At 68.8% G+C, this 26,340-nt stretch carries 23 protein-coding genes, 1 tRNA gene and 1 pseudogene; 11 read left to right on the top strand and 14 right to left on the bottom strand.

Features of this window, described 5'->3' with window-relative positions:
- The first annotated feature begins 19 nt into the window (after positions 1-19).
- The 5 genes from RUR_RS13825 to RUR_RS13805 are packed head-to-tail and all read left to right on the top strand — an operon-like array spanning position 20 to position 5,223.
- Entirely contained in the window at positions 20-1,306 is a 1,287-nt protein-coding gene (locus tag RUR_RS13825; RefSeq protein WP_283135411.1) for an O-antigen ligase family protein, read from the top strand.
- Positions 1,303-2,259, top strand: coding sequence for a hypothetical protein (locus RUR_RS13820; RefSeq protein ID WP_283135410.1), 957 nt, complete (start codon positions 1,303-1,305; stop codon positions 2,257-2,259). Before RUR_RS13825 ends, RUR_RS13820 begins: the two co-directional genes overlap by 4 nt.
- On the top strand, positions 2,256-3,116 hold the full coding sequence (locus RUR_RS13815; RefSeq protein ID WP_283135409.1) for a sulfotransferase family protein: 861 nt from the start codon (positions 2,256-2,258) through the stop codon (positions 3,114-3,116). The genes RUR_RS13820 and RUR_RS13815 overlap by 4 nt, the downstream gene beginning before the upstream one ends.
- Positions 3,113-4,315: a lipopolysaccharide biosynthesis protein gene (locus RUR_RS13810; protein WP_283135408.1), complete on the top strand. Its 1,203-nt coding sequence runs from the start codon at positions 3,113-3,115 to the stop codon at positions 4,313-4,315. Before RUR_RS13815 ends, RUR_RS13810 begins: the two co-directional genes overlap by 4 nt.
- Positions 4,312-5,223 carry a sulfotransferase gene (locus RUR_RS13805; protein ID WP_283135407.1) on the top strand — a complete coding sequence of 304 codons (912 nt, stop codon included), beginning with the start codon at positions 4,312-4,314 and terminating at the stop codon, positions 5,221-5,223. The genes RUR_RS13810 and RUR_RS13805 overlap by 4 nt, the downstream gene beginning before the upstream one ends.
- A 103-nt stretch (positions 5,224-5,326) precedes the next feature.
- Here RUR_RS13805 and RUR_RS13800 read toward each other — a convergent pair whose 3' ends face one another.
- Genes RUR_RS13800 through RUR_RS13790 form a run of 3 tightly spaced genes read right to left on the bottom strand, consistent with a single transcriptional unit; the run spans position 5,327 to position 7,937 of the window.
- Positions 5,327-6,103, bottom strand: coding sequence for a WecB/TagA/CpsF family glycosyltransferase (locus RUR_RS13800; protein ID WP_283135406.1), 777 nt, complete (start codon positions 6,101-6,103; stop codon positions 5,327-5,329).
- Between the two features lie 2 nt (positions 6,104-6,105).
- The gene (locus RUR_RS13795; RefSeq protein WP_283135405.1) at positions 6,106-6,999 is read right to left on the bottom strand and encodes a glycosyltransferase family 2 protein; all 894 of its coding nucleotides are present in this window, start codon (positions 6,997-6,999) and stop codon (positions 6,106-6,108) included.
- Entirely contained in the window at positions 6,996-7,937 is a 942-nt protein-coding gene (locus RUR_RS13790) for a sulfotransferase family protein (protein ID WP_283135404.1), read from the bottom strand. The genes RUR_RS13795 and RUR_RS13790 overlap by 4 nt, the downstream gene beginning before the upstream one ends.
- Before the next feature lie 636 nt (positions 7,938-8,573).
- Between RUR_RS13790 and RUR_RS13785 the strand changes: the two genes are divergently transcribed.
- Complete coding sequence (locus RUR_RS13785; protein ID WP_283135403.1) at positions 8,574-9,572, top strand: hypothetical protein; 999 nt, start codon at positions 8,574-8,576, stop codon at positions 9,570-9,572.
- Positions 9,573-9,779: 207 nt separating this feature from the next.
- Here the strand turns inward: RUR_RS13785 and RUR_RS13780 are convergent.
- Positions 9,780-10,157, bottom strand: a pseudogene (locus RUR_RS13780) (sulfate adenylyltransferase); the annotation flags it as partial.
- 468 nt (positions 10,158-10,625) lie between these two features.
- Here RUR_RS13780 and RUR_RS13775 point away from each other — a divergent pair.
- Complete coding sequence (locus RUR_RS13775; protein WP_283135402.1) at positions 10,626-11,657, top strand: hypothetical protein; 1,032 nt, start codon at positions 10,626-10,628, stop codon at positions 11,655-11,657.
- A gap of 312 nt (positions 11,658-11,969) precedes the next feature.
- On the opposite strand, the gene cysN is transcribed toward RUR_RS13775, so the two are convergent.
- The 4 genes from cysN to RUR_RS13755 are packed head-to-tail and all read right to left on the bottom strand — an operon-like array spanning position 11,970 to position 16,448.
- Positions 11,970-13,232, bottom strand: coding sequence for a sulfate adenylyltransferase subunit CysN (cysN, locus tag RUR_RS13770; RefSeq protein WP_283135401.1), 1,263 nt, complete (start codon positions 13,230-13,232; stop codon positions 11,970-11,972).
- A complete protein-coding gene (gene cysD / locus RUR_RS13765; protein ID WP_283135400.1) occupies positions 13,233-14,147 on the bottom strand; it encodes a sulfate adenylyltransferase subunit CysD in 915 nt (304 codons plus the stop codon).
- Between the two features lie 24 nt (positions 14,148-14,171).
- Positions 14,172-14,936, bottom strand: coding sequence for a 3'(2'),5'-bisphosphate nucleotidase CysQ (locus RUR_RS13760; RefSeq protein WP_283135399.1), 765 nt, complete (start codon positions 14,934-14,936; stop codon positions 14,172-14,174).
- A gap of 12 nt (positions 14,937-14,948) precedes the next feature.
- The gene (locus tag RUR_RS13755; RefSeq protein WP_428846993.1) at positions 14,949-16,448 is read right to left on the bottom strand and encodes a sugar transferase; all 1,500 of its coding nucleotides are present in this window, start codon (positions 16,446-16,448) and stop codon (positions 14,949-14,951) included.
- A gap of 205 nt (positions 16,449-16,653) precedes the next feature.
- On the opposite strand from RUR_RS13755, the gene RUR_RS13750 reads away from it, so the two are divergent.
- On the top strand, positions 16,654-17,304 hold the full coding sequence (locus RUR_RS13750; protein WP_283135398.1) for a 3'-5' exoribonuclease domain-containing protein: 651 nt from the start codon (positions 16,654-16,656) through the stop codon (positions 17,302-17,304).
- On the opposite strand, the gene pth is transcribed toward RUR_RS13750, so the two are convergent.
- From pth to RUR_RS13725, 5 genes are all read right to left on the bottom strand, one after another.
- Entirely contained in the window at positions 17,228-17,824 is a 597-nt protein-coding gene (pth, locus tag RUR_RS13745; RefSeq protein WP_283135397.1) for an aminoacyl-tRNA hydrolase, read from the bottom strand. The genes RUR_RS13750 and pth overlap by 77 nt on opposite strands.
- Before the next feature lie 85 nt (positions 17,825-17,909).
- Positions 17,910-18,545 (bottom strand): 50S ribosomal protein L25/general stress protein Ctc, encoded by a 636-nt coding sequence (locus tag RUR_RS13740; protein WP_283135396.1) that lies wholly within the window; start codon positions 18,543-18,545, stop codon positions 17,910-17,912.
- Between the two features lie 171 nt (positions 18,546-18,716).
- A complete protein-coding gene (locus tag RUR_RS13735) occupies positions 18,717-19,694 on the bottom strand; it encodes a ribose-phosphate diphosphokinase (protein WP_283135395.1) in 978 nt (325 codons plus the stop codon).
- Positions 19,691-21,127, bottom strand: coding sequence for a bifunctional UDP-N-acetylglucosamine diphosphorylase/glucosamine-1-phosphate N-acetyltransferase GlmU (gene glmU / locus RUR_RS13730; protein WP_283135394.1), 1,437 nt, complete (start codon positions 21,125-21,127; stop codon positions 19,691-19,693). Before glmU ends, RUR_RS13735 begins: the two co-directional genes overlap by 4 nt.
- A gap of 162 nt (positions 21,128-21,289) precedes the next feature.
- Positions 21,290-21,360 (bottom strand) — tRNA-Gln (locus tag RUR_RS13725).
- A gap of 335 nt (positions 21,361-21,695) precedes the next feature.
- Here RUR_RS13725 and RUR_RS13720 point away from each other — a divergent pair.
- The 3 genes from RUR_RS13720 to RUR_RS13710 all read left to right on the top strand — a co-directional run bounded on the left by RUR_RS13720 (position 21,696) and on the right by RUR_RS13710 (position 24,498).
- Complete coding sequence (locus RUR_RS13720; protein ID WP_283135393.1) at positions 21,696-22,637, top strand: acyl-CoA desaturase; 942 nt, start codon at positions 21,696-21,698, stop codon at positions 22,635-22,637.
- A gap of 136 nt (positions 22,638-22,773) precedes the next feature.
- On the top strand, positions 22,774-23,718 hold the full coding sequence (locus RUR_RS13715; RefSeq protein ID WP_283135392.1) for a TetR family transcriptional regulator: 945 nt from the start codon (positions 22,774-22,776) through the stop codon (positions 23,716-23,718).
- Positions 23,719-23,988: 270 nt separating this feature from the next.
- Positions 23,989-24,498, top strand: a complete 510-nt coding sequence (locus RUR_RS13710) for a MarR family winged helix-turn-helix transcriptional regulator (protein ID WP_283135706.1) — start codon at positions 23,989-23,991, stop codon at positions 24,496-24,498.
- A gap of 61 nt (positions 24,499-24,559) precedes the next feature.
- Here RUR_RS13710 and RUR_RS13705 read toward each other — a convergent pair whose 3' ends face one another.
- On the bottom strand, positions 24,560-26,338 hold the full coding sequence (locus RUR_RS13705) for an ABC-F family ATP-binding cassette domain-containing protein (protein WP_283135391.1): 1,779 nt from the start codon (positions 26,336-26,338) through the stop codon (positions 24,560-24,562).
- Positions 26,339-26,340 lie beyond the last annotated feature (2 nt).

Here is a 26,340-nt window from a genome sequence, read left to right as displayed (position 1 = left end):
CCCCCGGTCTCCGGCGGCCGTGAGCCTGCCGATCGGCATCCTGCTCGTCGGCTACCCGCTGTGGTGGGCCCTCGGCTTCGGCGGGCTGATCGTCGTCGTGCTCGCGGTGCCGATGGCCGTGATCCTCTGGCGACGCCGCCCCCTGCTGCTCCCCCGCGGCTTCGGCCTGTGGAGCCTGATCCTCGTCGGCTACCTGGCGAGCGCCACGATGCTCGGCGCGACCCCGGCGGGGACCCACGGAGACCTCCGGGCGGGCCGGATCGCCGGCTACCTCATGCGGCTCGCCCTCTACCTGGCGCTGCTGATCGTCGTGCTCTACATCGGCAACCTCACCGAACGGGAACTGCCGAGGCTGGCGCTCATCCGGATGCTCGGGGTGCTTTTCCTGGTCACCGTGGCCGGGGGCCTGCTCGGCGTGCTGGCGCCGGGTTTCGAGTACACCGCGCCGATCGAGCGGCTCCTCCCCGACTGGATAGGCGGCAACTCGTTCGTCCGGAACCTGATCCACCCCACCGCCGCGCAGACGCAGTACGTGCTCGGCTACGCCGCGCCCCGGCCGGAGGCCCCGTTCGAGTGGGCGAACGCCTGGGGGAGCAACGTCTCGGTGCTGCTGGTGTGGTTCACGGTGGGCTGGTGGGTGTACGGCGGCACGCGGCGCAGGGTGATCGCCGTCGCCGTCGTCGCCCTCGCCGCGATCCCCGTCGTCCACTCGCTCAATCGCGGCCTGTGGATCGCCCTGGCCTTCAGCGCGGTCTACCTCGTGCTCCGGCTGGCCAGGCAGCGCAAGGCGCTGGGCGTGGCGGTGCTCACCGCCTGCCTGACCTTGGGCGGCGCGGTCTTCCTGATCACCCCGCTACACGCCATCGTCGCCCAGCGGATCGAGAGCCCGCACAGCAACGAGGTCCGCGGCCACACCGTGACGCGGACCCTGGAGGCCGCCTTGGCCTCACCCGTTCTGGGGTACGGGAACACCCGGAACGCGGTCGGCAACCACCGCTCGGCGACCACGGCCAAGACGTCGTGGTGTGCCGAGTGCGGCCATCCGCCGCTCGGCAGCGACGGTCAGCTGTGGCTGCTGCTGATGACGCAGGGCTTCATCGGGGCGGGGCTCTACGTCGCCTTCTTCGCGGGCGCGGTCCGCAGGTACCGGCGGGACACCAGCCCGGTCGGCGTCGCGGGCACGCTAATCATGATCTTGGTTCTCTTCTACATGTTCGTCTACGACGGGCTCGTCACGCCGCTCATCCTCTATCTGATCTCCTTCGCCCTTTTATGGCGCAACGCTATGGAAACGACGGACATATGAACGACGCACAGGTCAGACTGCGCTATCTCCACGAGGTGATCGCCAAGCTCTTCCCGCCCGGGGAGCGCAGCGAGACGTTCACCGTGGTCCCCGGCAGGTTCGCGCCTCGGCTGCTCGTTCCCGTCTCGGCGCCCCGGGCCGCCGAACGCGCCGTACGGCCGCATCGGCTCTCCTGGGCCGTACGCCTCGGGCTCTTCGCCGAACGGATCCACACCCCGGCGGGCGCGGACACGATCCAGACCTATCTCAGCGCCGCGCTCGGCACCGAGGTGGTCGTGGCGGTCTCCGCCCGTCCGGCCCTGCGGGCCAACCGCAAGCCGGTGCTCCAGGCGCTCACCCGCGACGGGCGACTCCTCGGCTTCGTCAAGATCGGCGACAGCGACCTCGCCCGGCGGCTGGTCCGGCACGAACACACGGTCCTGGAAGAGCTGGCACGCACCCCGCTGAAGGTGGTCGTCCCCCCGCGGGTCCTGCACCACGGCGTATGGCGGGACCTGGAGGTCCTGGTGCTCTCCCCGCTCCCGGTGCGTCGAACCCGGCGCCGGACGGACGAGGATCTCCTGGTCGCCGCGGTCCGGGAGATCGCCGACCTGGGTGAGCACGCCTGGCACGGCGACCTCACCCCCTGGAACGTCGCGGGGGACGGCGGGCGCCTCCTCGTCTGGGATTGGGAGCGTTTCGCGACCGGGGTGCCCCTCGGCTTCGACCTCGTGCACCACTTCTTCGCCTCGGCGCTGCGGACGATGAAGCCGAAGACCGCCGCGCGGGCCTGCCTGGCGCAAGCCGTACGGATCCTCGCGCCCCTCGGTCTGGACGGGCACGAGGCCCGCCGTACCGCGCTGCACTACCTCATCGCACTGGCCGACCGGCACGCGTGCGACGGGCACGAGCCCTTCGGCCCGCCGCAGCGCTGGCTGAACCCCGTGGTCGACCAGGCCGAGGCCCTGCTGTGAGGCCGGAGGTGAAGCGGGTCGCGCACTCGGTGTCCCGGACGGTCGGCAGGGCGAGCCACCACGGCCGGCTCCTGCCGAGCTTCATGATCATCGGAGCGCAGCGCTCCGGGACGACCTCGCTGTACCGGACCCTGAGCCGGCATCCGATGATCTTAAAGCCGGTGCTGCACAAGGGAATCCACTACTTCGACGTCGACTACACGCGGGGGATGAGCTGGTATCGGGCGCACTTCCCGCTGACGGCGACCGGCCGCCGGATCGAACGACGGTACGGCGCCCGCCCGCTGGCGTTCGAGGCGAGCCCGTACTATCTCTTCCATCCCCTCGCCCCGGCCCGGATCGCCGCCGACCTGCCCGGCGTCAAGCTCATCGTCTTGGTCCGCGACCCGGTGGAGCGGGCGTACTCCGCCCACGCGCACGAAGTCGCCCGCGGATTCGAGAGCGAGACGTTCGTCCGGGCGCTGGACCTTGAGGCGGAACGGCTGAGCGGCCAGGTCGCCCGGATCTCCGCCGACGCCGGATACGTCAGCCACGCGCACCGGCATCAGGCCTACCTCGCCCGCGGCCGGTACGCCGACCAGCTCGACCGGCTCCTCCCCCACTTCGGCGAGGAACGGATCCACGTCGTCGACAGCGGGAGACTCTTCCACGATCCCGAACCCGTCTACGACCGGATCCTGGAGTTCCTCGGCCTGCCCCGGCTCTGCGACCCGGTCCTCCCCCGGCTCAACGCGCGATCCCGGGTCGCCATGCCCCCCTGGCTCCGGGTCGCCCTGTCGGCGCACTTCCAACCCTCCGACGAGCGGCTCTGCGCCTGGCTGGGCGGCGTCCCGTCCTGGCGCAGGACCGACCCGTGACCCAGGATCAGACCGACGCCGAAGCCCCCGTCCGGGAGAACCTCCGCCTGACCCTGGTGGGGGCGGCCACCGGGGCCGGCTGCCAGCTGCTGGTCGTGGTGATCGTGGCACGCGGCTTCCCGCCCGCCGTCGCGGGCGACTTCTTCACCTCGACTTCGCTGATCCTGCTGGTCGCCGCAATCGTACGGCTGGACGCGGGCACCGGACTGCTCCACTTCATCGCCGGCACCGGCGGATACCGGCACCCGCACGCCGTTCTGCTCCCGGTGCTCGGCCTGTCCGCCCTCGCCGCCGCCGCGCTCACCCTCCGGCTCCCGCCACCGGTCTGCTGCGCCCTGCCGTTCATCGTCTTCCTGGACGTGGTGCTCGCCGCCAGCCGGGGCTACGGTGACCTGGCCACCACCGCGCTCGTCGGCGGGATCGGCAGGCCCCTCGCCCAGCTGGGCCTCGTCGCCGCGACCACCTCCGCCGACCTCCTGCTGATCGCCTGGAGCCTGCCCTACCTCCCCGCGACCGTGCTCGCCGTCGTCCGGCTGCACCGGGCCGCACGATCCACCCAGGCCGTGGCGGCCACGGGTTTCTGGCGCCACACCTGGCCGCGGTCCGTCGCCTCCGCGCTCCAGGCCGGCTTCCAACGGGCCGACATCCTCCTCGTCGCGGCGCTGGCCGGAGCCGAGACCGCCGCCCTCTACACCGCCGCGACCCGCTTCAAAGTGGTGGGGCAACTGGTCAACCAGGCGCTCACCCAGCCGGCGCAGCCCATGCTCGTCCGCGCCTTCGCCGAGGGGAACCTGGAACTCGCCCGCGACCTCTACCGGCGGACCACCCGGCGGCTGATCCTGCTGACCTGGCCGATGTGGCTGGGGTTCGCCGCGCTGGCGCCCTGGCTGCTCGGGATCCTCGGCGCCGAGTACCGGAGCGCCGCCTCGGTGACCTGGATACTCGCCGCGACCATGATGTTCGCCGGAGGCTGCGGCATGATCGACATCGTGCTGATCTCAGCGGGGCGCACCGGCTGGAACCTGCTGAACGTCCTGATCGCGCTGATCACCACGGTCGGGACGAACCTGCTGCTCACCCCCGGCCACGGCCTCCTCGGCGCCGCCCTCGGCTGGTCCGCGGGCGTCGTCGTGAAAAACCTCCTCCCCCTGCTGCAGGTCTGCCGCTGGTACGGCCTCCGGCCCACGGAGCCGCGATGAGCCCGATCCTGGTCACCGGACTCCCCCGAAGCGGGACAAGCTGGGTGGGCAGAATGCTCCACGCCGGCGGACGGCTCGTCTACGTCAACGAACCGCTCAACCCCCAGCATCCCCCCGGCCGCCGTCCCGGCGTGCTCAACGCCTCGGTGACCCACCGATTCCAGTACATCTGCGATGACAACGACGAACTCTGGCTCCCCGCCTTCCAGCGGACCCTCGCACTCCGGTACGGGCTCCGCGCCGACCTCCGGCGGAACCGGTCACCCGGCGCCCTCGCCCGGTCCCTGCGGGACGGGACCGCGTTCCTCACCGGACGCCTCCGCGGCCGCCAGGCACTCCTGGACGACCCGTTCGCCCTCTTCTCCACCCGGTGGTTCACCGAACGGCTGGGCTGCCGGGTGGTCGTCCTCATCCGCAACCCGGTGGCCTTCGTCGGAAGCTGGCAGCGGCTCGGCTGGACGGTCTACTTCCACGAGCTCCTGGAGCAGCCGCTGCTCGTCCGCGACCTGCTCGGCCCCTGGGCACCTGAGCTGCGGGCCCACGTCGGATCCCAGGACCGGATCGCCAAGGCCGCCCTGCTGTGGCGGACGGCGCGGGCGGTGGTCCGGCCGATCCCCGGGGTCCGCCTGGTCCGCTACGAGGACCTGGTCCGCGCCCCCCTCGAAGGCTTCCGGGATCTCTACGACTGGTGCGGTCTGGAATGGACGGCACGGGCCCGCGCCCGGATCGCGGCCGCGTGCTCCGGTGACGGCGACCGGCGCCCGTTCGCCTGGCACGGACTGTCCCGTACGGCGTTCCGCCCGATGAACGCCAACCTCACCCTCACCTCGTACCTGAACCGCCTCAGCACCGAGGAAATCACCAGAATCCAGGAGCTGACCGGCACCCGCCTCACCACCCCCCGCTGAAGGACTGGCGAACCCGCTTGCCGTGACAAGCGGGTCGGCCGACTCGCGACCAGCAGGTGCACCGCGAAAGCCGGGCCGGCGCAGCAGAGAACCCGCTTCGGGCTTACCGGGTCAGGCGGGCCAGCCAGCTTGTGGCGAGCAGGTGCACCGCGAAGGGCAGGTCGTCGACGAGGTAGCGGCGGGCCAGGCGACGCGGCTCGCTGCCGAGCCGCCACAACCACTCGAGGCCGGCCTGCTGCATCCAGAGCGGCGCACGCCGTACCTCTCCCGCGGCGAAGGAGATCGCGGACCCGCAGCCGAGGAACCAGGCCTTGGGCAGCACCGGCCGGAGGCGGTCGATCAAGAGATCCTGCCGGGGGAAGCCGAGCCCCACGAAGACGATGTCCGGCCGGGCCTCCAGCAGGCGGCCCCGGACCTCCTCGATCCCCTCCGCACCGATCCGGTCGAAGCCGAACGGAGGGGCGTGGACCCCGGCGACGACCAATCCGGGATGTCTCGCCGCCAAGGCCCGGGCCGCCTGTTCGGGAACCCCGGGCGCGCCCCCGAGCAGGTAGACGGAGAGGCCGTTCCCCGCCGCGGCCGCGCTGAGGGACCAGATCAACGCGGACCCGGTGACCCGTTCTGGCAGCGGCTGCCCGCCAAGCCGGGCGGCCCAGACGAGCGGCATCCCGTCGGGAACGGCGATGTCCGCCCGGGCGAGCAGCTCGCCGAGGCGCGCGTCGCGTCGCGCCCTCCGGCAGATGTCGACGTTGGGGGTGACGATATGGCCTCCCCGCCCGCCCCGCACCGCGGCGACCAGGTGTTCGACGACGTCGTATTCCGTCATCGCGTCCAGGGCGATCCCGGCGATCCGTACCCGGTCTGATCTCTCCGCTGCCATGGCTAGATCCCTCGCCCCCACATGTGCGACATCCGCAAGACGGTCGACGCCGGGATCACGCCGAGAGCGACGGCGAGCGCGATCGGCACCCGGCGTTCGGTGGCATTGGTGGTGAGAGCGCGCCAGGCCCATCGGATCGCGGCTCGGCGGCGCCGGAGCGCCGCATTGTGGAACGCCAGCTGGCCGTAGACGCGCGCGGCGCCGGCCCGGCTCCCGCTCAGCTCCGGGTGGCACCGCAGCATCCACTCCAGCCCCGCGATGCGGTCCTGCCAGACCTGGGCGAACATCGAGGTCCGGCCCCAGGTCACCCGGACCAGCGGCACGTCCACATGGGTGATCGGATGCCGCTTCGCGGCACGCAACGCCAGATCCCAGTCCTCGTTCTGACCGGCCGGAATCGACTCGTCCGGCAGCCCGATCCGGTGGATGAGGGCCTGCCGGTCGATGAGAAACGTCGAGGAGTGAACCATGACCATGCGGGAGCGGAGCAGGTCGGCGTGGGTCACCTCGGCCCGGCCCGCCAGCCGGTGGACGGAGCGACCCGCCGACTCGACGGTGATCGAGCAGCTGGCGAACTCCGCCCCATGGGCCGCCCGTAACGCCCTGACCTGCGCGGTCAGCTTCCCGGGAAGCCAGGCGTCGTCGTCGTCGCAGAAAGCCACCAGCTCGGTGCCGAGGGCCAGGATCCCCGTGTTCCGCGCGCCGGGCAGGCCGGGGGACCGCCGGTTCTCGATCACCTCGGCCGGGACCGTCCCCGGATGGCCCCGATCCGCGACGACCAGGGTCCGTACCGGACCGGGGTAGTCCTGCGCCGAGATCGCGTCTAGGGTACGGCGGAGCAGCTCGGGCCGGTTTCCCCGGGTCGGCACCACCACACCGACGGCCGGCCAGGTCACAGTGGGCTCCCGCGGTAGCCGTACCGGCTGAGCAGCGGCCAGGTCAGCACGGTGACCGTCGCCCGCTGAAGGCGGGGCAGCCGGCTCCGCCACGCCTGATCGGAGCGGAGATCGACCCGGCCGGTGCGGAAGCGCAGCGGATTGCCGGAGACGGTGTGGGCGACGGAGAGCTCGGCGTGGCCGGTGCCGACGAAGTCCAGGGCCCCGTCGTCGCACCGGAGTCCGAGTTTCCCTGCGAGGTGTGCCAGCGTGGCACGGGGAGCACGGAGGAGCTCCTCGTACCGGACGGGCGTCACCGGCACACCTCGGCGGGAGAGCAGCTCGAAGGCGAGGTTCTCGACGAGCCAGTGGATCCCGGTGCGGAGCGGCGGCCACCGGGTCATCGGGGCGCCGTCCTCCGGGCGTTCGACGCGCTTGGCCCAGGAGTGGGCGACGCCCCGGCTGTCCCGGACGACGTGCGCCACCCGGAAGGCCGGATCGGCGGTGCGCAGGCAGAAGGCGAGTGAGGCGTGCTTGCTGGAGTCGATCACCACGGGACGGCCGCTCACCGCGGAGGCCGCTGCGTATAGCCGGAGATATAAGTGGGCGTAGTCGGCCACGGCGGACCGTCGGCCGCCGATCCGGGCAGCCGGAACCGCCGCGCAGGCCAGCCAGGGAATCCTGCGGATGCGATCCACCCGCCGTTTTCGCCGGAGGATTTCCGCGACGTCCAGCCGATCCCAGCCGCCGAAAGCCCGATCTCCGACATTTCGCCAGAATTGGCAATCCAGAAACGCCACACCACAGCCGCACGGCTCGTTCCGCCGCAACCCCCGCTCCCAGAGGTGGACCACCTCGCCCAGTGCCACCACCCCGGGCAACTGGGCGAGGAGGCGCTCCAGCAACGTGGTGCCGCTCCGCCCCAGCCCGCCGAGGAACACGACCCGACCAGCGTCCATCGATGCCCACCTCCAGGGTCGGCCACGCAAATCCCGTTTACCGAATCGGGATATCCGCATTACTCAATGAACGTTATTGGAACCGGGCCCGGGAGTCAGCAGCTCGACCAATCATCGCCATTAATGAACCATGCGAAATTGGCCACATCTGAGGGTATTAATCCGAAACACCAATTCGACAAATCCGATATGTCAGCTAAAGGTGAGACATTTTCCATCGACGACGCGACAAGGGAACCCCTGGCACGTCCGCCCGATCCCCAGCCGGATCTTGATCTCCCTTTTCGGCCCTACCAAAAATAGTCTCACGACTGTCTGATACAGCCCGGGGCGGCGGCCCCCGGGCTTCGAAGAATCCAGCGAGCGAGCCGGGGAAGGCGGCGACCCCGACTGGCCGCACGCAGCCCGCACCTCCTCTATCAGCGGACCTGGGGCCACTTGCGCTCAGCCTCAACACTAAACAGCACTCCCAAAGAGGACAGAAGCAGCTGAATAAGCACTGAGATTGCCATACCAAACCAAAAGGCATCGGCTCTGGCTCCACATTGCCCGGCAGCATCCGACAGGCCGTGACTCGCCGATTTTTGGGCCGAACAAATAGCCCTCCGTTCGCATCAAAGCGTGCAGGGAGGCACCATGGAAAAGATCTTCGATCGCCTGGCCACCGTTCTCACCACGGTGGCACTCACCCTTGTCGCGACCGTCGCGACACCCCTCACCACGCGGGCGGAAACCCGCCCCCACACAAAGAACACCATCCGTCACGCCACGCTCGACCGCTGCAAGGTCCTCACCCAGCACGCATGCGGGCCCTGGCGGCTTTCCTTGCGTAATGGCAAGCGGATAACTCTCGCCGATGCCCAGGTCCACCCGCGTGACAAGCGCGGCAAGCCGATCCTGGAACGGATGGCCGCGATGGCGATCAGCGGACAGGGTCGGCAGGTGGCCTACATCCGCGCCGCCGACCACCGCATCGTCGTCAGAGACCTGGGCGGTGACGTGCACGTCATGCCGAGGAAGTCACTGCCCACACGGGGGGACGATGTCACCCTCCGACTGTCGCTCGACGGCACCTACCTGGCGATCGACAACCAGATCTTCGACGTCAACCGGGGCGTCAAGCTGGCCGAGCTCCCGTGGGAGGCCACGATCGAAGGATTCAGCGGCGACGGCAACGAGGTCCTGACCGTGAAACCGCTCAAGGACGAGCGGCTGGAGTTGACCTCCTACTCACTGCGCGGCGAGTTACTCGCACGCGCGACGCTGAAAAGCGATGACGAGCCGACCGCCTACAGCTATGTTCCGTACGCACTTGGCACCGACGGCCACACAGTAGCGCATCTCACCACGAACACCGGGGGAGGCTCCGTCGAGATCATCGACCTGATCACGGGTGAGATCGTCAGGAACGTCAAGGTCAAGATGGGTATCTTTTACAGCGGTCGTCTCCAGCTGGTCTTCATAGCCGACTGGATCACCGCCGATGAGCTGACCGTGTACCTCGAAGAGGAAGGGCCGACCACGCCAAGTCCCATCCGCGTCCTCGAGATCAACCTCACCACCGGGAAGATCACGACGCGCGAACGCTACAAGTTCCGCGACAACGTCTTCGGCTACGAGGCATGCGGAGGCTGAGCGCGGCCAACACCCGACGTCGGCCGGTTGAGCGGGCGAATGCCTCAGCAGTCGAAACGGCAACGGGGTTTCTGCGAGAACAGTGTCGAGCAAGATCACCGTTCACCGGGAGCTCCGTGGACCCATCGAGGTGGTGGGCTGGACCGGCCTCTGATCGTTGTACTGTCTGTACCCCTAGAGGGAACGCACAGCACAAGGATCATTGTCCGGCCGGTTGTTCGGCCGGCAGATCATGTCGCCGCGGGAGATGTCGATCTCGTCCTCCAGGCGGAGCGTCACCGACATCGGGGCGAACGCCTCCTGCACCGAGCCGTTGAAGGTGTCGATGGCGGCGATCCGCGTGGTCAGGCCGGAGGGCAGGTGCATCACCTCGTCGCCGGGCTTGAGCACGCCTCCGGCGATCTGACCGGCGTAGCCGCGGTAGTCGTGCAGCTCCGGGCTGGTCGCCTTCTGCGGGCGGATGACGTACTGCACGGGAAACCGGACGTCCACCAGGTTCCGGTCGGAGGCGATGTGCACGTTCTCCAGATGGTGCAGGAGGGAGGAGCCGTTGTACCACGGCCTGTTCTCCGACCGGGAGACCACTTCGACAAATCCGATATATCAGCTAAAGGGGAGACATTTTCCATCGACGATGCGACCAGGACGCCCCCGGCACACATCCGTCCAATCGCCAACCCCAATCTTGATCTTCCTTTTCGGTCCCACCAAAATCGCTCTCACGACTGTCTGATACGGCCTGGGGGCCGCGGCCCCCAGGTTTCAAGGAGTCCCGGTGCGAGTGAGCCAGGGAAGGCGGCAACCCCGATGGGCCGAGCACAGCCCGTACCCCTCCTATCAGCAGACCTGTGGCCACTCGGGCTCAGCCTCAACACTGAACAAAGCCACCAAAGAGGATAAAAGCATCCGAATGAGCACTGTGATTGCTATACCTAGCCAAAAGACATCGGCTCTAGATCCGCATTGCCTGCAGCATCCGGCAGGCCGCGACTCGCCGATTTTTGGGCCGAACAAATAGCCCTCCGTTCGCATCAAAGCGTGCAGGGAGGCAGCATGACAAAGATCTTCGATCGTCTGGCCACCGTTCTCACCACGGTGGCACTCACCCTTGTCGCGACCGTCGCGACACCCCTCACCACGCGGGCGGAAACCCACCCCCACACAAAGAACACCATCCGTCACGCCACGCTCGACCGCTGCAAGGTCCTCACCCAGCACGCGTGCGGGCCGTGGCGTCTCACCCTGCGCAACGGAAAGCAGATCATTCTCCACGACGCCCAGGTCAACGCCCGCAGCAAGAAGGGCAAGCCGATCCGCACCGAGATGGCCGCGATCGCGATCAGCGGGAACGGCCGACGGGTGGCCTACATCCGGGCGAACGACCACCGCATCGTTGTCAGAGACCTGGGCGGCGACGTGTACGTCATGCCGAGAGAGGCACTGCCCACCCGGGCGGACAACGTAGCCCTCCAACTTTCGGACAACGGGACCCACCTGGCGGTCAACACCCAGATCTTCAACGTCGACCGGGCCGTCAAGCTGGCCAAACTACCGGGGACCGGCACAACCGGCGTCCTCGACAGAGCGCCCACCGACGGAAAAGCCTCGTTCGAAGGGTTCAGCGGCGACGGTGACGAGGCCCTGACCGTGAGGTCGCTCAAAGGCGACCGGCTGGAGCTGATCTCCTACTCACTGCGCGGCGAGGTGCTCGCACGCGCGACACTGAAAAGCGAAATCCCACCGAGCTTTCTCGGCTACGCCCCCTTAGCACTCGGCGCCGACGGCCGCTCAGTGGCGCACCTCACCGCAACCGCAGGTAAAGACGCCGTCGAGATCATCGACCTGACCACAGGCAGGCGCATCAGGAACGTCAAGGTCAAGGTGCCTGAGTACGGCTACCAAGCGGTCTTCGCAACCGACTGGATCACCGCCGACAAGCTGACCGTGCACATCCAAGAGGAGTTGCTGACCACGCCGAGTCCCATCCGCGTCCTCGAGATCAACCTCACCACCGGGAAGATCACGACCCGCGAACGGTACGAGTTCCGCGACAACGTCTTCGGCTACCGGGCGTGCGGAGGCTGAGCGCGGGCAACGCCCATGTCGTCTGAAGCAATCAGGCGAATGCGTCTCAGCCGAGACGGCGACGGAGCTCCCGCCGGAACAGTGTCGGGCAAGATCACTGTTCAGCGGGGCTCCGTTGACCGTTGTAGGGGCGGTGTGCAGGCTCGGCCGCCGAATCCGGCCCACACGATGCCGGCTCGCCGTACCCGCACTCGCCCCCACACGCCTTCTCCACCATCAGGGGTGAGGCTTCGCCGATCGACTGGCCACTTCGTCAGCGACGTGCTCGTGTCTACCGATCTTCGACAGCGGAGCCGCCACGCCGCGTCGGGGCTAGCGGGCCTCGACGATCATGCCGGCGCCGACGGTCCCGTTGGTGGCCTCGTCGATGAGGATGAAGCCGCCGGTAAGCCGGTTTCTGGCGTAGTCGTCGACGAAGAGCGGCTGGGTCACCCGCAGGGATACCCGCCCGATCTCGTTCAGGCCCAGCGAGGGCGCCGCCTCGTCCCGGTGGAGCGTGTTCACGTCCAGCCGGTAGTGGAGGTCGCGTACAAGCGCGCGGGCCGTCCGGGTGGTGTGCTTGATGACCAGCTTGGACCGGGGGGCGAGCCGTGCGGTGTCGCTCATCCAGCAGACCATCGCCTCCAGCTCCTGGGCGGTCTCCGGCCGGTTGTTCGGCCGGCAGATCATGTCGCCGCGGGAGATGTCGATCTCGTCTTCGAGGCGGAGCGTCACCGACATCGGGGCGAACGCCTCCTGCACCGAGCCGTTGAAGGTGTCGATGGCGGCGATCCGCGTGGTCAGGCCGGAGGGCAGGTGCATCACCTCGTCGCCGGGCTTGAGCACGCCTCCGGCGATCTGACCGGCGTAGCCGCGGTAGTCGTGCAGCTCCGGGCTGGTCGCCTTCTGCGGGCGGATGACGTACTGCACGGGAAACCGGACGTCCACCAGGTTCCGGTCCGAGGCGATGTGCACGTTCTCCAGGTGGTGCAGGAGGGATGAGCCGTTGTACCACGGCATGTTCTCCGACCGGGAGACCACGTTGTCACCGTGCAGGGCGGAAATGGGGATGAACGTCAGGTCGGGGGCGTTCAGCTTGGCCGCGAACGAGGTGAACTCCTCGCGGATCTCCTCGAACCGCTCGGAGGAGTAGTCGACCAGGTCCATCTTGTTCACCGCGAGCACCAGATGCGGAACCCGCAGCAGCGTGGTGAGGAAGGCGTGCCGCCGCGACTGCTCCAGGACGCCCTTGCGTGCGTCGATCAACACGATCGCCAGGTCCGCGGTCGAGGCTCCGGTGACCATGTTGCGGGTGTACTGGATGTGCCCGGGGGTGTCGGCGATGATGAACTTCCGCCGGGGCGTGGCGAAGTAGCGGTACGCCACGTCGATCGTGATCCCCTGCTCCCGCTCGGCGCGCAGGCCGTCGGTGAGGAGCGACAGGTCGGTGTACTCGGTGCCCCGGTCCCGCGAGGTCCGCTCGACCGCCTCAAGCTGGTCCTCGAAGATCGCCTTGGAGTCGTACAGCAGCCGCCCGATCAGGGTGGACTTGCCGTCGTCGACCGAGCCCGCCGTGGCGAATCGTAAGATGTCCATTTAGAAGTAGCCTTCCTTCTTACGGTCTTCCATGGCGGCCTCGGAGGCGCGGTCGTCCGCGCGGGTGGCCCCGCGCTCGGTGATCCGGGTGGCGGCGATCTCAGCGATGATCTCTTCGATCGTGCCCGCCCGCGAGGCGACGGCCCCGGTGCAGGTCATGTCGCCCACCGTCCGGTAACGCACGACGGCCTCCCGCAGCGGTTCGTCCTCTCTGCGCTGTACGAACTCGCAATCGGCGAGAAGCATTCCGTCCCGGTCGAAAACCTTGCGGGTGTGGGAGAAGTAGATCGACGGGATCTCAATCTTTTCCCGCCGGATATAGTCCCAAATATCCAGCTCTGTCCAGTTGGACAGGGGGAAGACGCGGATGTGCTCGCCCTTGCGGATCCGCGCGTTGTAGAGGTTCCACAGCTCAGGCCGCTGGTTCTTCGGGTCCCACTGGCCGAAGTCGTCCCGGAACGAGAACACCCGCTCCTTGGCCCGCGCCTTCTCCTCGTCCCGGCGCGCCCCGCCGAAGACCGCGTCGAACTCGTGCTCCTCGATCGCGTCGAGCAGCGTCGTGGTCTGCAGGCGGTTCCGCGACGCCCGCCTGCCGGTCTCCTCGACGACCCGGCCCGAGTCGATGGAGTCCTGCACGCTCGCCACCACGAGCCGCACCCCGAGCTCGGCCACCCGGTGATCCCGATACTCGATCACTTCGGGGAAGTTGTGCCCGGTGTCCACATGCATCAGCGGAAACGGGATCGGCGCCGGCCAGAACGCCTTCTCCGCCACCCGCAACATGACGATCGAGTCCTTGCCGCCGGAGAAGAGGAGGACCGGCCGTTCGAACTCGGCCGCGACCTCCCGCATGATGTGGATCGCCTCGGCCTCGAGGACATCGAGCTGCGACGTGGTGTAGTCGCGCTGAAGCATGGGGTTTCCTCCGGGGGTGCGCCGCTAGTCGTTCAGGTCACGGATACCGGCGAGCAACATTGGCGCCAGTCCGGGTAGGGATACCAGAATATCCGGTAGCCAAGGGTCACCCTCGTTGTAGGTGAGCGCCGCGCCGTCGACGCGGCTCGCGTGGAATCCCCCGGCCTGTGCCACGGCGACCGGGGCCGCGGAATCCCACTCATACTGCCCGCCCGCGTGGACGTACGCGTCGACTTCCCCGGTGAGCACCGCAGCGATCTTCGCTCCGGCGGAACCGATGGGGACCAGCTCCGCCCCGATCGACTCGGCGAGCCGCCGGACGAACTCCGGCGGACGGCTCCGGCTCACCGTGATCCGTACCGGTCCGTCCGGAATCGGACGTGTCTTGGGCGGATCGGCGGTGGTGAGGGTACGGCCCTGGGCGGGCAGCGCGACCGCGCCCGCGGTAAGCCGACCCCGTTCCCAGAGCGCGACGTGGACCGCCCAGTCGCTCCGGCCCTCCTCGGCGAACTCCCGGGTCCCGTCGAGCGGGTCCACGATCCAGACCCGGTCCGCGGTCAGGCGCCGGGGATCCATGCGCTCCGCCCGGTCGGACTCCTCGGACAGGACGCGGTCGTCCGGCCGGAGCCGGGCCAAGGACTCCATGAGGAACTCGTGCGAGGTCAGGTCGCCGGTGTCCTTCAAAGTCCCCGGATCGCCGAAGCCCCGTTCCTCGCGCAGCCGGAGCAGTCGCCGTCCGGCTTCCTCGGCCAGGTCCCGGGCGAGGGTGTGATCGTCAGGAGTGTGCACGCCGGTAGCCCTTCAGTATGCTCCCGCGCCACGCGCGACCGCCGACCAGGTCTTCCACAAGATCTGGAGGTCGAGCATGAGCGACCAGTTTTCAACATAACGCAGGTCCAACCGTACAGACTCCTCCCAGGAGAGGTCCGATCGGCCGCTGACCTGCCACAGCCCGGTCATCCCGGGTCGCACCACGAGTCTTCTCCGTACGTCGTCCCCGTAGCCGGCGACCTCCTCCGGGAGCGGCGGCCTCGGCCCGACCAGGGACATGTCCCCCCGCAGCACGTTGATCAGCTGCGGCAGCTCGTCGAGGGAGCAGCGCCGGAGAAACCGGCCGAGCGGGGTGATCCGCGGGTCATAGCGGATCTTGAACAGCGGACCGTCCCCCTCGCTGCGGAGCCCGTCCCGCCAGGACTCCGCGTCGGCGACCATGGTCCGGAACTTGTAGATCGTGAACTCGGCGCCGTCCCGCCCCACCCGGACCTGGCGGAAGAGCACCGACCCCGGACCGGAGAGCCGAACGGCAACCGCCAGGACGAGCAGGAGCGGGCTCAGTGCGAGCAGCGCGAGCGCGGCCGTACAGCGGTCGAAGAGGGTCTTGATCAGTTGCCGGGTGCCGGAGAGCTCGGGATGCTCGACGTGGAGCAGCGGAAGCCCGGCCACCGCCCGGATCGTGGTCCGCGGACCGGCGACGTCCATCAGCGCCGGTGCCACGACCAGGTCGGTACCGGTCTTCTCCAGTCGCCAGGCGAGCCGGCGCAGCGCCAGCCCGTCCATCTCCGGGCAGGCCAGCACCGCGACCGTGTCGGCGGCCGCCTGGCCGGCCACGAGGGGGACCTCGGAGAAGTCGCCGAGCACCTCGACGTCCGCCACCGGGTCCTCGGCGGCCGAGACGGCGGGCAGGCAGACCGCGACGACCTCCATTCCGTGGTACCGCTCCCGCAGCAGCTGGCGGACGAGGTCCGCCACCGCCGCGCGATGCCCGACCGCCACGACCCGGCGCATGCAGTGCCCGCGGGCCCGGCGCCGGTGCAGACGCCGCCGCAGGCCGTACCGGACGCCGAGGGTGAGCGTGGCGGTGAGCGGAAGGGCGAGGACGACGTAGCCGCGGGCGACGTCGGTCTTGGTGACGTAGGCGCCGATCGCGACGGCGGCGGTGAGCATGAACCCGGCGTGCGCCACGCGCCGGAACTCATCGGAGCCGATGCCGATGAGCCGCACCTCGTAGGCGCGGTTGAGCGCGACGGCGCCGATCCACAGGAAGGGCAGGGCCAGCGTGGTCACCGCGTACAGGTGGTTGGCCGGGCCGAATCGCAGCAGGAGGGCGGCGACTCCGCCGGCCAGCGCGGCGCCGAAGTCCGCGGCGAGCGCTCCGGCCCGGTATCGGCGGACCCAGTCCGGCAGGTCGGGCGGGCGGCGGCGGACGGATCCGGTACGGCGGCGCGCCCCCCTGACCTGTCCCTCCGGCCACGCGCACGGCGGCGCGAGCCCACCCGGGTTCCCGGACACGTCTCCTCCCATTCACCGGTGGCGGCGATTGCGCACAGCGGCCTGGGAATACTAACGATGCGCTTAACGCCGGTCTCGGCGAATTCGAGAAACCTCCGCGGCCTTCTCCATCGCAATATCGACTTAACACCACATAGAACGCCGTCGTGGCATGGCATGGACCGCTTAAGCACGGGACTTGGGAGTATGAAAGATGGGGACACGGTAGGTTGGTTCGGTGAAGTCAGAAATCTACATCTCCGCCGATATTGAGGCGGACGGTCCCATTCCCGGCCCCTACTCGATGGTCAGCTTCGGCCTCTCCGTCGCGGGATCCCGGGAGGGGACCCGGTTCATCCCCTCGGATCCGCTCGCCCAGACCTTCTACGCGGAACTCAAGCCCATCAGCGAGAACTACGTCCCCGAGGCGCTCGCGGTGAGCGGCCTGGACCGGGACCGGCTCATCGCCGAAGGCCAGGACCCCCGGCAGGCCATGACGGCCGCGGCCTCCTGGATCAGGCTCGTGGGACGGGAGCGGCAGCCCGTCTTCGTCGCCTATCCGCTGGCGTTCGACTGGATGTGGATGTACTGGTACTTCATCACGTTCAACGAGTCCGGATCACCGTTCGGCCATTCCCGCTGCCTGGATATCAAGACGCTCTACGCCGCAAAAGCCGACGTCCCCATCGGATGGGCCACGAAACGCCAGATGCCCGAGGAGATCCGATCAACATATAAACACACGCACAATGCCCTCGACGACGCCGTCGAGCAGGCGGAGCTATTTCAAAACATCATGCGCTGGAAGAAAATCAGCGCGGCGGGCGGGCCGGCGAGAGGTCCACAGCGTGGAAATCGTTCTGCGTCGCCGCCAAGCCCCGGCCGATGAGCGATTCGACGACGTCCGCCGCGCGATCGACCAGGAGAGGGAGGTCTCTGCGCTCCGCAGTGGCGAAATCCCGGAGCACGAACTCCGCCGGGTCCATCCGGCCGGGCGGGCGCCCCACCCCGAACCGGACGCGTGCGTAGTCGCGCGTGCCCAGCGCCTTGGTGATCGAGCGCAAGCCGTTGTGCCCGTTGTCGCCGCCGCCCAGCTTCACGCGCAACGCGCCGTACGGGATGTCCAGCTCGTCGTGGACCACGATCAGATGGTCGGGCTGCACCTTGTAGAAGTCGGCCAGCGCCTTGGTCGGCCCACCCGACAGGTTCATGTACGAGCGGGGCTTCCCCAGCACCACCGGGGAGTCCGCGAGCCTGCCCTCCACCACCTCGGCGTGGGCCTTGTGCGCCTTGAACCGGCCGCCGGCCCGGCCCGCGAGCTCGTCCAGCACGAAGAAGCCGGCGTTGTGGCGATTGCCGGCGTACTGAGGCCCGGGGTTGCCGAGCCCGATGACGAGCCACCTCTCCACGACGACGTCCCCTCCTCGGCTCAACCTCTGTACCAAACGATAGACGGGACGGCCCCGCGGAGCCGCCCCGTCCATCTCACGGTCGTCAGGCGGAGGGCTGCTCCTCCGCGGCTTCCTCGCCGGCGGTCTCGGCCTCCTCGGCCTCCTCGGCGACGGCGACCTCGCCCTCCATCTGCTCGGCGGTCGGCGCGGCGATCACGTGCAGCACCAGGGTCTCGGCGTCGGCGACGAGCGACACGCCGCGGGCCAGCTTCAGGTCGCCCGCGAGGACGGCGGTGCCGACCTCCAGCCCGGTGATGTCGACCTCGACACCGGACGGGATGTGCGTGGCCTCGGCCTCGACGGCCACCTGGATGAGCTGCTGGTCGAGCAGGCCCCCGGCGACGACGTCACCGGTGACGGTGACCGGGATCTCCACGTTGACCTTCTCGCCCCGCTTGACCAGGAGCAGGTCGATGTGCTCGATGAAGCCCTTGATCGGGTCCCGCTGCACGCCCTTGGGGATGGCGAGCTCGTCGCCGCCCTCGAGGCCCTTCAGCTTGATCAGCACGTTCGGGGTACGGAGCGCGATCATCAGCGCGTGGCCCGGGAGGGTGAGGTGGCGCGAGTCGGTGCCGTGGCCGTACAGGACGGCCGGCACCTTGTCGGCGCGGCGGATCTTCCTGGCGGCGCCCTTGCCGAACTCGTTGCGCGGCTCGACGGGGATGGCTACTTCGGACACGGCGAGTCTCCTAGGGGTTGTAGGTCTTTTGAGGACGCTCACCCTTATCCGCCCTAGCGGAAGGCGTTACGAGCGCAACCTGTGCAGCATACCGTCTCGTTCCGGCGATACGCGCATACCGGTGAGGGGCGCCCGAGCCTGGCCCGGACGCCCCTCAGGGAACGCGTGTCGTCAGCTGTCGCCTTCGAAGAGGCTGGTCACGGAGCCGTCGCTGAACACCTCACTGATCGCCCGGGCGATCAGCGGGGCGATGGAGAGCACCGTCAGCTTGTCGAATCTGGCCTCCTCCGGGATGGGGAGGGTGTTGGTGACCACGACCTCGGAGATGCGGGAGTTCTTCAACCTGTCCACGGCGGGGCCGGAGAGCACCGCGTGGGTCGCGGCGACCACGACCTTGGACGCACCCTGCTCGAACAGCGCGTCCGCCGCCTTGCAGATCGTCCCACCCGTGTCGATCATGTCGTCGATCAGCACACAGGTCCGGCCGCGGACTTCACCCACGACCTCGTGGACCTTCACCTCGTTGGCGACGTCCGGATCGCGCCGCTTGTGGATGATCGCCATGGGGGTGCCGAGCTTGTCGGTCCACCGCTCGGCGACCCGGACCCGGCCCGCATCCGGCGCGACCACGGTGACCCGGTCCATGGCGAGCTTGTCCTCGAGGTAGTCGGCGAGGATGGAGAGGGCGAAGAGATGGTCGACCGGACCGTCGAAAAAGCCCTGGATCTGCGAGGTGTGCAGGTCGACCGACATCAGCCGGTCCGCGCCCGCGGTGCGGAACAGGTCCGCCATGAGCCTGGCGGTGATCGGTTCCCGCCCGCGGCCCTTCTTGTCCTGCCGGGCGTAGCCGAAGAACGGCATGACCACGGTGATCCTCGTGGCGGAGGCCCGCTTCAACGCGTCCACCATGATCAACTGCTCCATGATCCACTTATTGATGGGAGCCGTGTGGCTCTGGATCACGAAGGCGTCGCACCCGCGGACGGACTCCAGGTAGCGGGCGTAGATCTCCCCGTTCGCGAAGTCGTGCAACTTGGTCGGGGTCAACTCGATTCCCAGGCAATCCGCCACCTCGCGCGCAAGCTCCGGGTAGGACCGCCCGGAGAAGACCATCAGGTTCTTCTCACCGGTCGCCTTGATGCCGCTCACTTGTTCTCCAGCCCTTTCGCGCGTTTCGCTGCCTCTGCCGATGTGGTCCCCGCCCGACGGCGTTCGACCCACCCTTCAATGGTGCGCTGTCGCTCTCGGGCGACTCCCATCGCCCCCGGGGGAACGTCGTTGACGATCACGGACCCCGCCGCCGTATAGGCGCCGTCCCCGATCGTCACCGGTGCGATGAGCATGGTGTCGCTCCCGATCCGGACGTGGTCTCCGATGACGGTGTGGTGCTTTTCGACCCCGTCGTAGTTGACGAAGACGGACGACGCCCCGATGTTGACGCCCTCGCCGATGGTCGCGTCGCCGACGTAGGTGAGGTGCGGCACCTTCGAGCCCGCACCGATCACGGCGCTCTTGACCTCGACGCACGTCCCGGCTTTGGCCTTACGCGCCAACTTGGCACCGGGACGAAGATATGCGAACGGGCCCACGATCGCCTCCGGCCCGATCTCGGCCCCGTCGCAGATGGAGTTCCGCACCAGGGCGCCCTCCCCGACCACGGTGTCGGTGAGCGTGCACCCGGGGCCGATTTCGGCTCCGGCGGCGACGACGGTACGGCCGCGCAGCTGGGTCCCCGGATGGATCACGGCGTCCGCCTCGACCGTCACGCCCACGTCGACGAAGGTCGAGGCCGGGTCCACGATCGTCACACCCGCCCGCATGAGCCCGACGAGGACCCGGTCGTTGAGGATCCGCCGGAGCCAGGCGAGCTGGACGCGGTCGTTGACCCCCTCGACTTCGAGGGCGTCGTCCGCGACGTGGGCCCCGATGCGGTGGCCGTCCGCCCGGAGGATGGCCAGGACGTCGGTGAGATATTCCTCACCCTGATCGTTGGCGGTGGACACCCGCTTGATCGCGTCGGCGAGCAGCGAGCCGTCGAAGGCGTAGACCCCGGAGTTCATCTCCCTGATCGTCAGCTGTTCCGGACCGGCGTCCCGATGCTCGACGATCTCCAGTACGGCGCCCGCCTCGTCCCGCACGATCCTGCCGTACCCGGTCGGATCGGCGACGACCGCGGTGAGCACGGTGGCCGCGTTGCCCTGCTCCGCATGGGTTCGCAGCAGCTCGGCGAGGGTCTCGGTGCGCAGGAGCGGGGTGTCCCCGTACGTCACCAGGACGGTGCCGGGGATGGTGCCCACCGCTTCGAGCACCATGCGCACGGCGTGGCCGGTGCCGTTCTGCTCGGCTTGAACGATCGGCTGGGCGTCGGGGGCGCTCTGCGCCAGATGCGCGCCCACCTGTTCCCTTCCGTGGCCGATCACCACGAAGAGTCTGTCTGGTCGGAGATCCCGTGCGGCGGCGAGCATGTGGCCGACGAGCGGCCGACCGCAGATTTCGTGCAGAACCTTGGGTATTCGTGATTTCATCCGGGTGCCCTCACCGGCGGCGAGGACGATGACGGCGGCCGGGCGGGTCACGTTCACGGACGGTGGCTCCCTGGCTTCGCTGCTGGGTCACGTCGGGTACGGCTACCGCCTGAGGCCCTCAGGCCGCCGACCCGACACCGTGAGAATACCGCCTGGTCATCCAGACGAATCCCCCCGTGGTGGGAGAGTTACCCCACCAAGCCGCAAAGCTGTCCTACGCTCCCGGGGAAGGATTCGAACCTCCGTTGACTGAACCAAAATCAGTAGTCTTGCCCCTAGACGACCCGGGATAGGTGGTTCGACGGATTCATCCGCCACCACGCGCCTACGCATACGATACCGGGGCTGGATGGGATTCCGGCAGCGATAATCACACTTCCGCGTACGCGGCTTTCACGTCACAGCGTAGATCTCCCGCTATGGTCCGGGCAATCCGGGGCCAGGCGCCCTTCCACCCGCCAGGCTCCCATATCAGATCAAATAGCTCCGGACAAGGCTGAGGGCCACAACTCCCCCGCCGCGAGAGAGTCAGCTTCCCCACATTTCCCACTTGGCGACAATCAACCTACGATGGCGTAGGTTACGGTTGCGTAGCCGTAGGCACCCATCGAGCGCGAGGAAGCCCATGACCGTCGCCACCGACCGTCCCGTACCACGACCGCCGCTGCCCGAATACGAGGACAAGCCGAAGAGCAGGGTAGACCTCATCCTCTTCGCCGTCTTCGTCACGGTCCCGTTCCTGGCGGTGCTCGCCGCCGTGCCCTTCGCCTGGGGATGGGGACTCGGCTGGACCGACGTGGTCATCACCTTGGTGATGTACATCGTGTCGGGCCTCGGGGTGACCGTGGGGTTCCACCGCTACTTCACCCACGGCTCCTTCAAGGCCAAGCGCCCGCTGAAGATCACCCTTGCCGTGATGGGGAGCCTCTCCCTGGAGATGTCCGTGCTGGACTGGGTGGCGACCCACCGCAAGCACCACAAGTTCTCCGACAAGGAGGGCGACCCGCACTCGCCCTGGCGCTTCGGGACCGGGTTCAAGGCGCTCAGCAAGGGCGCCCTCTACGCCCACATGGGCTGGCTCTTCGAGCCCGAGCGGGTCAATCGGGCGAGGTACGCCCCGGACCTGGTCAAAGACCCCGACATTCAGCGCATGCACCGGCTCTTCCCGGTGATCGCCATCACCTCCTTGGCGCTGCCGGCCTTGCTCGGCGGTCTGCTGACCATGTCGCTCTGGGGGGCGGTGACCGGCTTCTTCTGGGGAACCCTCGTCCGGATCTCGCTCCTGCACCACGTCACCTGGTCCATCAACTCCATCTGCCACATGTTCGGCGACGAGCCGTTCCAGGCCCGGGACAAGTCCCGCAACGTCTGGTGGCTGGCGATCCCCTCCTTCGGGGAGTCCTGGCACAACCTGCACCACGCCGACCCGACCTGCGCCCGGCACGGCGTCCTCAAGGGCCAGCTCGACCCCAGCGCCCGCGTGATCCGCTGGTTCGAGCAGCTCGGCTGGGCCACCGACGTGCGCTGGCCCACCCCCGAACGACTGGCGGCGAAGCGCATTGGCTAAGCAGGCCACCATCACCGCTCCCGGCGTCCCCGGGGGCGGGGGTACCCCCGATCACGTGTCTCCGCCGGGTCTCGAAGACGCGGCGAGCACGTCGCCGACCGACCCCGGGCGGTCGCGACAGGTCATGATGAGATCTGTGAACGATCCCCCGCAGCGCTCCCGAAAGCGCATGACCGGTAAGGAGCGCAGGGAGCAGCTCCTGAACATCGGGCGCATGCTCTTCGCCGACAAGGGCTTCGACGGCACCTCCATCGAGGAGATCGCCGCGGTCGCCAAGGTGTCCAAGCCTGTGGTTTACGAACACTTCGGCGGGAAGGAGGGGTTGTATGCCGTCGTCGTCGACCGCGAAATGGACCGCCTGCTCAGCATGATGACCACCTCACTGACCGCCGCGCATCCGCGGGTACGGCTGGAGCGCGCCGCCTTGGCGCTCCTGCAGTACATCGAGGAGAGCAGCGAAGGCTTCCGCATCCTCGTCCGCGACTCCCAGGGCACCACCGGTGCCGGCGGGTTCGCCAGCCTGCTCAACGACATCGCGAGCCAAGTCGAGCACATCCTTACCGAGGAGTTTAAGAATCGGAAGATAGATCCGAAATACTCCTCCATGTACGCCCAGATGCTCGTGGGCATGGTCGCCCTCACCGGCCAGTGGTGGCTGGACGTCCGCAAGCCCAAGCGGGAAGAGGTCGCCGCGCACCTGGTCAACCTCGCCTGGAACGGGCTCACCGGCCTGGAGGCCAAGCCCTCGCTGGTCGTGTCCCTGCAGCCGCCCACGGCGCTCCTGACCCCGCCCGCCGAGCGGCTCAGCCCCAAGGAGCTCCGCGAACAGGAGAAGGCCCGCGCCCGCGAGCAGAAGGAGCAGGAGAAGGCCCAGCGCGAACGCGAGAAGGCCAGGCGGGAACTGGAGAAGGCGCACGCGCGCGAGCAGCGGGAGCAGGAGAAGGTCCGGGCCAAGGAGCTCCGCGAGCAGGAGAAGGCCCTCGCCCGCGAGCTGAAGGAGCGGGAGCGCGCCGCGGCCAAGGAGGCCAAACTCGCCAAGGGCGACGCCGCGAAGTCACCCGAGCCCGAGGCCAAGCGCTGAACGGGCGTCGCACCGTCGGCCTCATGGCGACTCCCTGGGGACCGCGCATGAGGTTGACGGTCTTGGCCGTCCGGGTACCCCGCCGATTTCCCCCGAAATCGGGGCGATAAGGTCCATCCGAGTCCTGGCCGACGAGGACACGGCCGCGGAGCGGAGACCAGATATCTCGATGTCGAGAAAGATAGACTCCTCGTCATGACGACACACGATGCCCGGCCGGAGGGTCGGAACGGTGTCGGGATCAGTCAAGACCTCGGGCCGGACCACCCCATGTCGGCCGGGAGCGGACACCAGGAGGACGAGGTCGACCGCCTCGTCGCCGCCTGGCGCCAGCAACGACCCGACCTCGACGTCAGGCCGCTCCAGATCCTGAGCCGGGTCTCCCGGCTCGCCCGGCACCTCGACCGCGCCCGCCGGGCCACCTTCGCGGCCCACCACCTGGAGTCCTGGGAGTTCGACGTGCTCACGGCGCTCCGGCGCGCCGGCACGCCGTACGAGCTCAGCCCCGGATCGCTCCTGAAGGCGACCCTGGTCACCTCGGGGACCATGACCAACCGCATCGACCGGCTGGCCGCCGCCAAACTCGTGGTGCGCCGGCCCGACCAGCAGGACAAGCGCGGGGTGCTGGTCCGCCTGACGGAGACCGGTCGCGAGCGCGTCGACGCGGCGTTCACCGACCTGCTCCGGCGCGAACGGGAGCTGCTCGCCTCCCTCGACGAAGACGACCAGGCCACCCTGGCGAGCCTGCTCAGGGCGCTCCTGGTGCCTTTCGACACCTGACCTCCCGCTTCGGTACGGGCTCCGCGCCGTCGAAGGCCGTACCGAAGGAGGCGGGGCCCGGTCAGTCGCCCAGCCGCTCCGCGAGCTCCAGCCACTCGGCCTCCAGGGAGTCCCGCTCGCCGAGGAGTTCCTTCAGCTCGCCGTCGAGCGCGATGAGCCGCTCGTAGTCGTCGGCGCCGGCGGCGAGCGCGGCGTGCAGCTCACCCTCCCTGGCGGAGATCTTGCCGAGGCGCCGTTCGATCCGGGCGAGCTCCTTGCGCGCCTCCCGCTCGTCCTTGCCCGACAGACCGGACGCGGGAACGGCGGGGGCGGCCTCGGCGACGACCCGCGGGCCGGGCGGCTCGGCCCGCTCGGCGGCGGCGGCCCGGCGCTCCAGGTACTCGTCGACGCCCCCGGGGAGCATCGAGAGCCGCCGATCGCCGAGCAGGGCGACGCAGACGTCGGTGACCCGCTCCAGGAAGTACCGGTCGTGGCTGACCACGATCAGGGTTCCGGGCCAGCCGTCGAGCATGTCCTCAAGCTCGGTGAGGGTCTCGATGTCGAGGTCGTTGGTGGGCTCGTCGAGCATGAGCACGTTGGGATCGTCCATCAGCCGGCGGAGCAGCTGCAACCGACGCCGTTCCCCGCCGGAGAGGTCCCCGACCATCTTCCACTGCGCCTCGCCCCGGAACCCCAGCCGCTCCAGCATCTGCGAGGCGGTCCAATCCCGCTTGCCGACCCGGATGACCCGGCGGATCTCCTCCACCGACTCCAGGACCCGGCGGCTCGGGTCGAGCTCGGCCAGTTCCTGGGAGAGGTAGGCGAGCCGGACGGTCTTCCCGGTGACGAGCCGCCCCGCCGCGGGCGGGATCGTCCCGCCGAGCAGCCGGAGCAGGGTCGTCTTGCCCGATCCGTTGACCCCGATCAGGCCGATCCGGTCACCCGGGCCGAAGTGCCAGGTGCAGTGGTCCAGGATCGTGGTGTCCCCGGCCTTGAGGGTCACGTCCTCCAGGTCGTAGACGGTCCGGCCCAGCCGGGCGGTGGCGAACTTGACCAGTTCGACCTTCTCCCGCACCGGGGGCTCGTTCGCGATGAGCGCTTGAGCCGCCTCGATCCGGAACTTGGGCTTGGAGGTACGGGCGGGCGGGCCCCGGCGGAGCCAGGCGAGCTCCTTGCGCATCAGGTTCTGGCGGCGCTCCTCGGCGGAGGCGGCCTGCCGGGCCCGCTCCGCCTTCGCCAGCACGTAGGCGGCGTATCCGCCCTCGTACCGCTGGACCTGGCCGTCCACCACCTCCCAGGTCCGCACGGTGACCGCGTCCAGGAACCACCGGTCGTGCGTGACGACGAGCAGAGCGCTCTTGAGCTGGGTCAGGTGGGCCGCCAGCCAGGCGATCGCCTCGATGTCCAGATGGTTGGTGGGCTCGTCCAAGACGATCAGGTCGTGCTCGTCGATGAGCAGCCGGGCGAGCGCGGCACGCCGCCGCTCACCACCCGAGAGGGTGCCCACCGCGGCGGTGAGGTCGACCCCGCCGAGGAGCGCGCCGACGATCTCACGGACCCGGGCCTGGCCCGCCCACTCGTGCTCGGCCCGATCCGTCAGCACCAGATCCTGTACGGCCGTCGCGGGGTCCAGGTCGTCGTGCTGGGTGAGCACGGCGATCCGGGTGCCCCGGGTGTGGGTGACCCGCCCGGCGTCGGGCTTGAGCGCACCGGAGATCACCGAGATGAGGGAGGTCTTGCCGCCGCCGTTGCGGCCGACCACCCCGATGCGTTCACCCGCGGTCACACCGAGGGAGACGCCGTCCAGGAGCACGTTCGGGCCGTATGCCAAGCTGACGGCCTCTAGATTGACGAGGTTCATCG

The organism is Rhizohabitans arisaemae (assembly GCF_025996515.1).
Classification (GTDB): Bacteria; Actinomycetota; Actinomycetes; order Streptosporangiales; family Streptosporangiaceae; genus Rhizohabitans; species Rhizohabitans arisaemae.
This window is presented reverse-complemented; position numbering and strand designations above follow the sequence as displayed.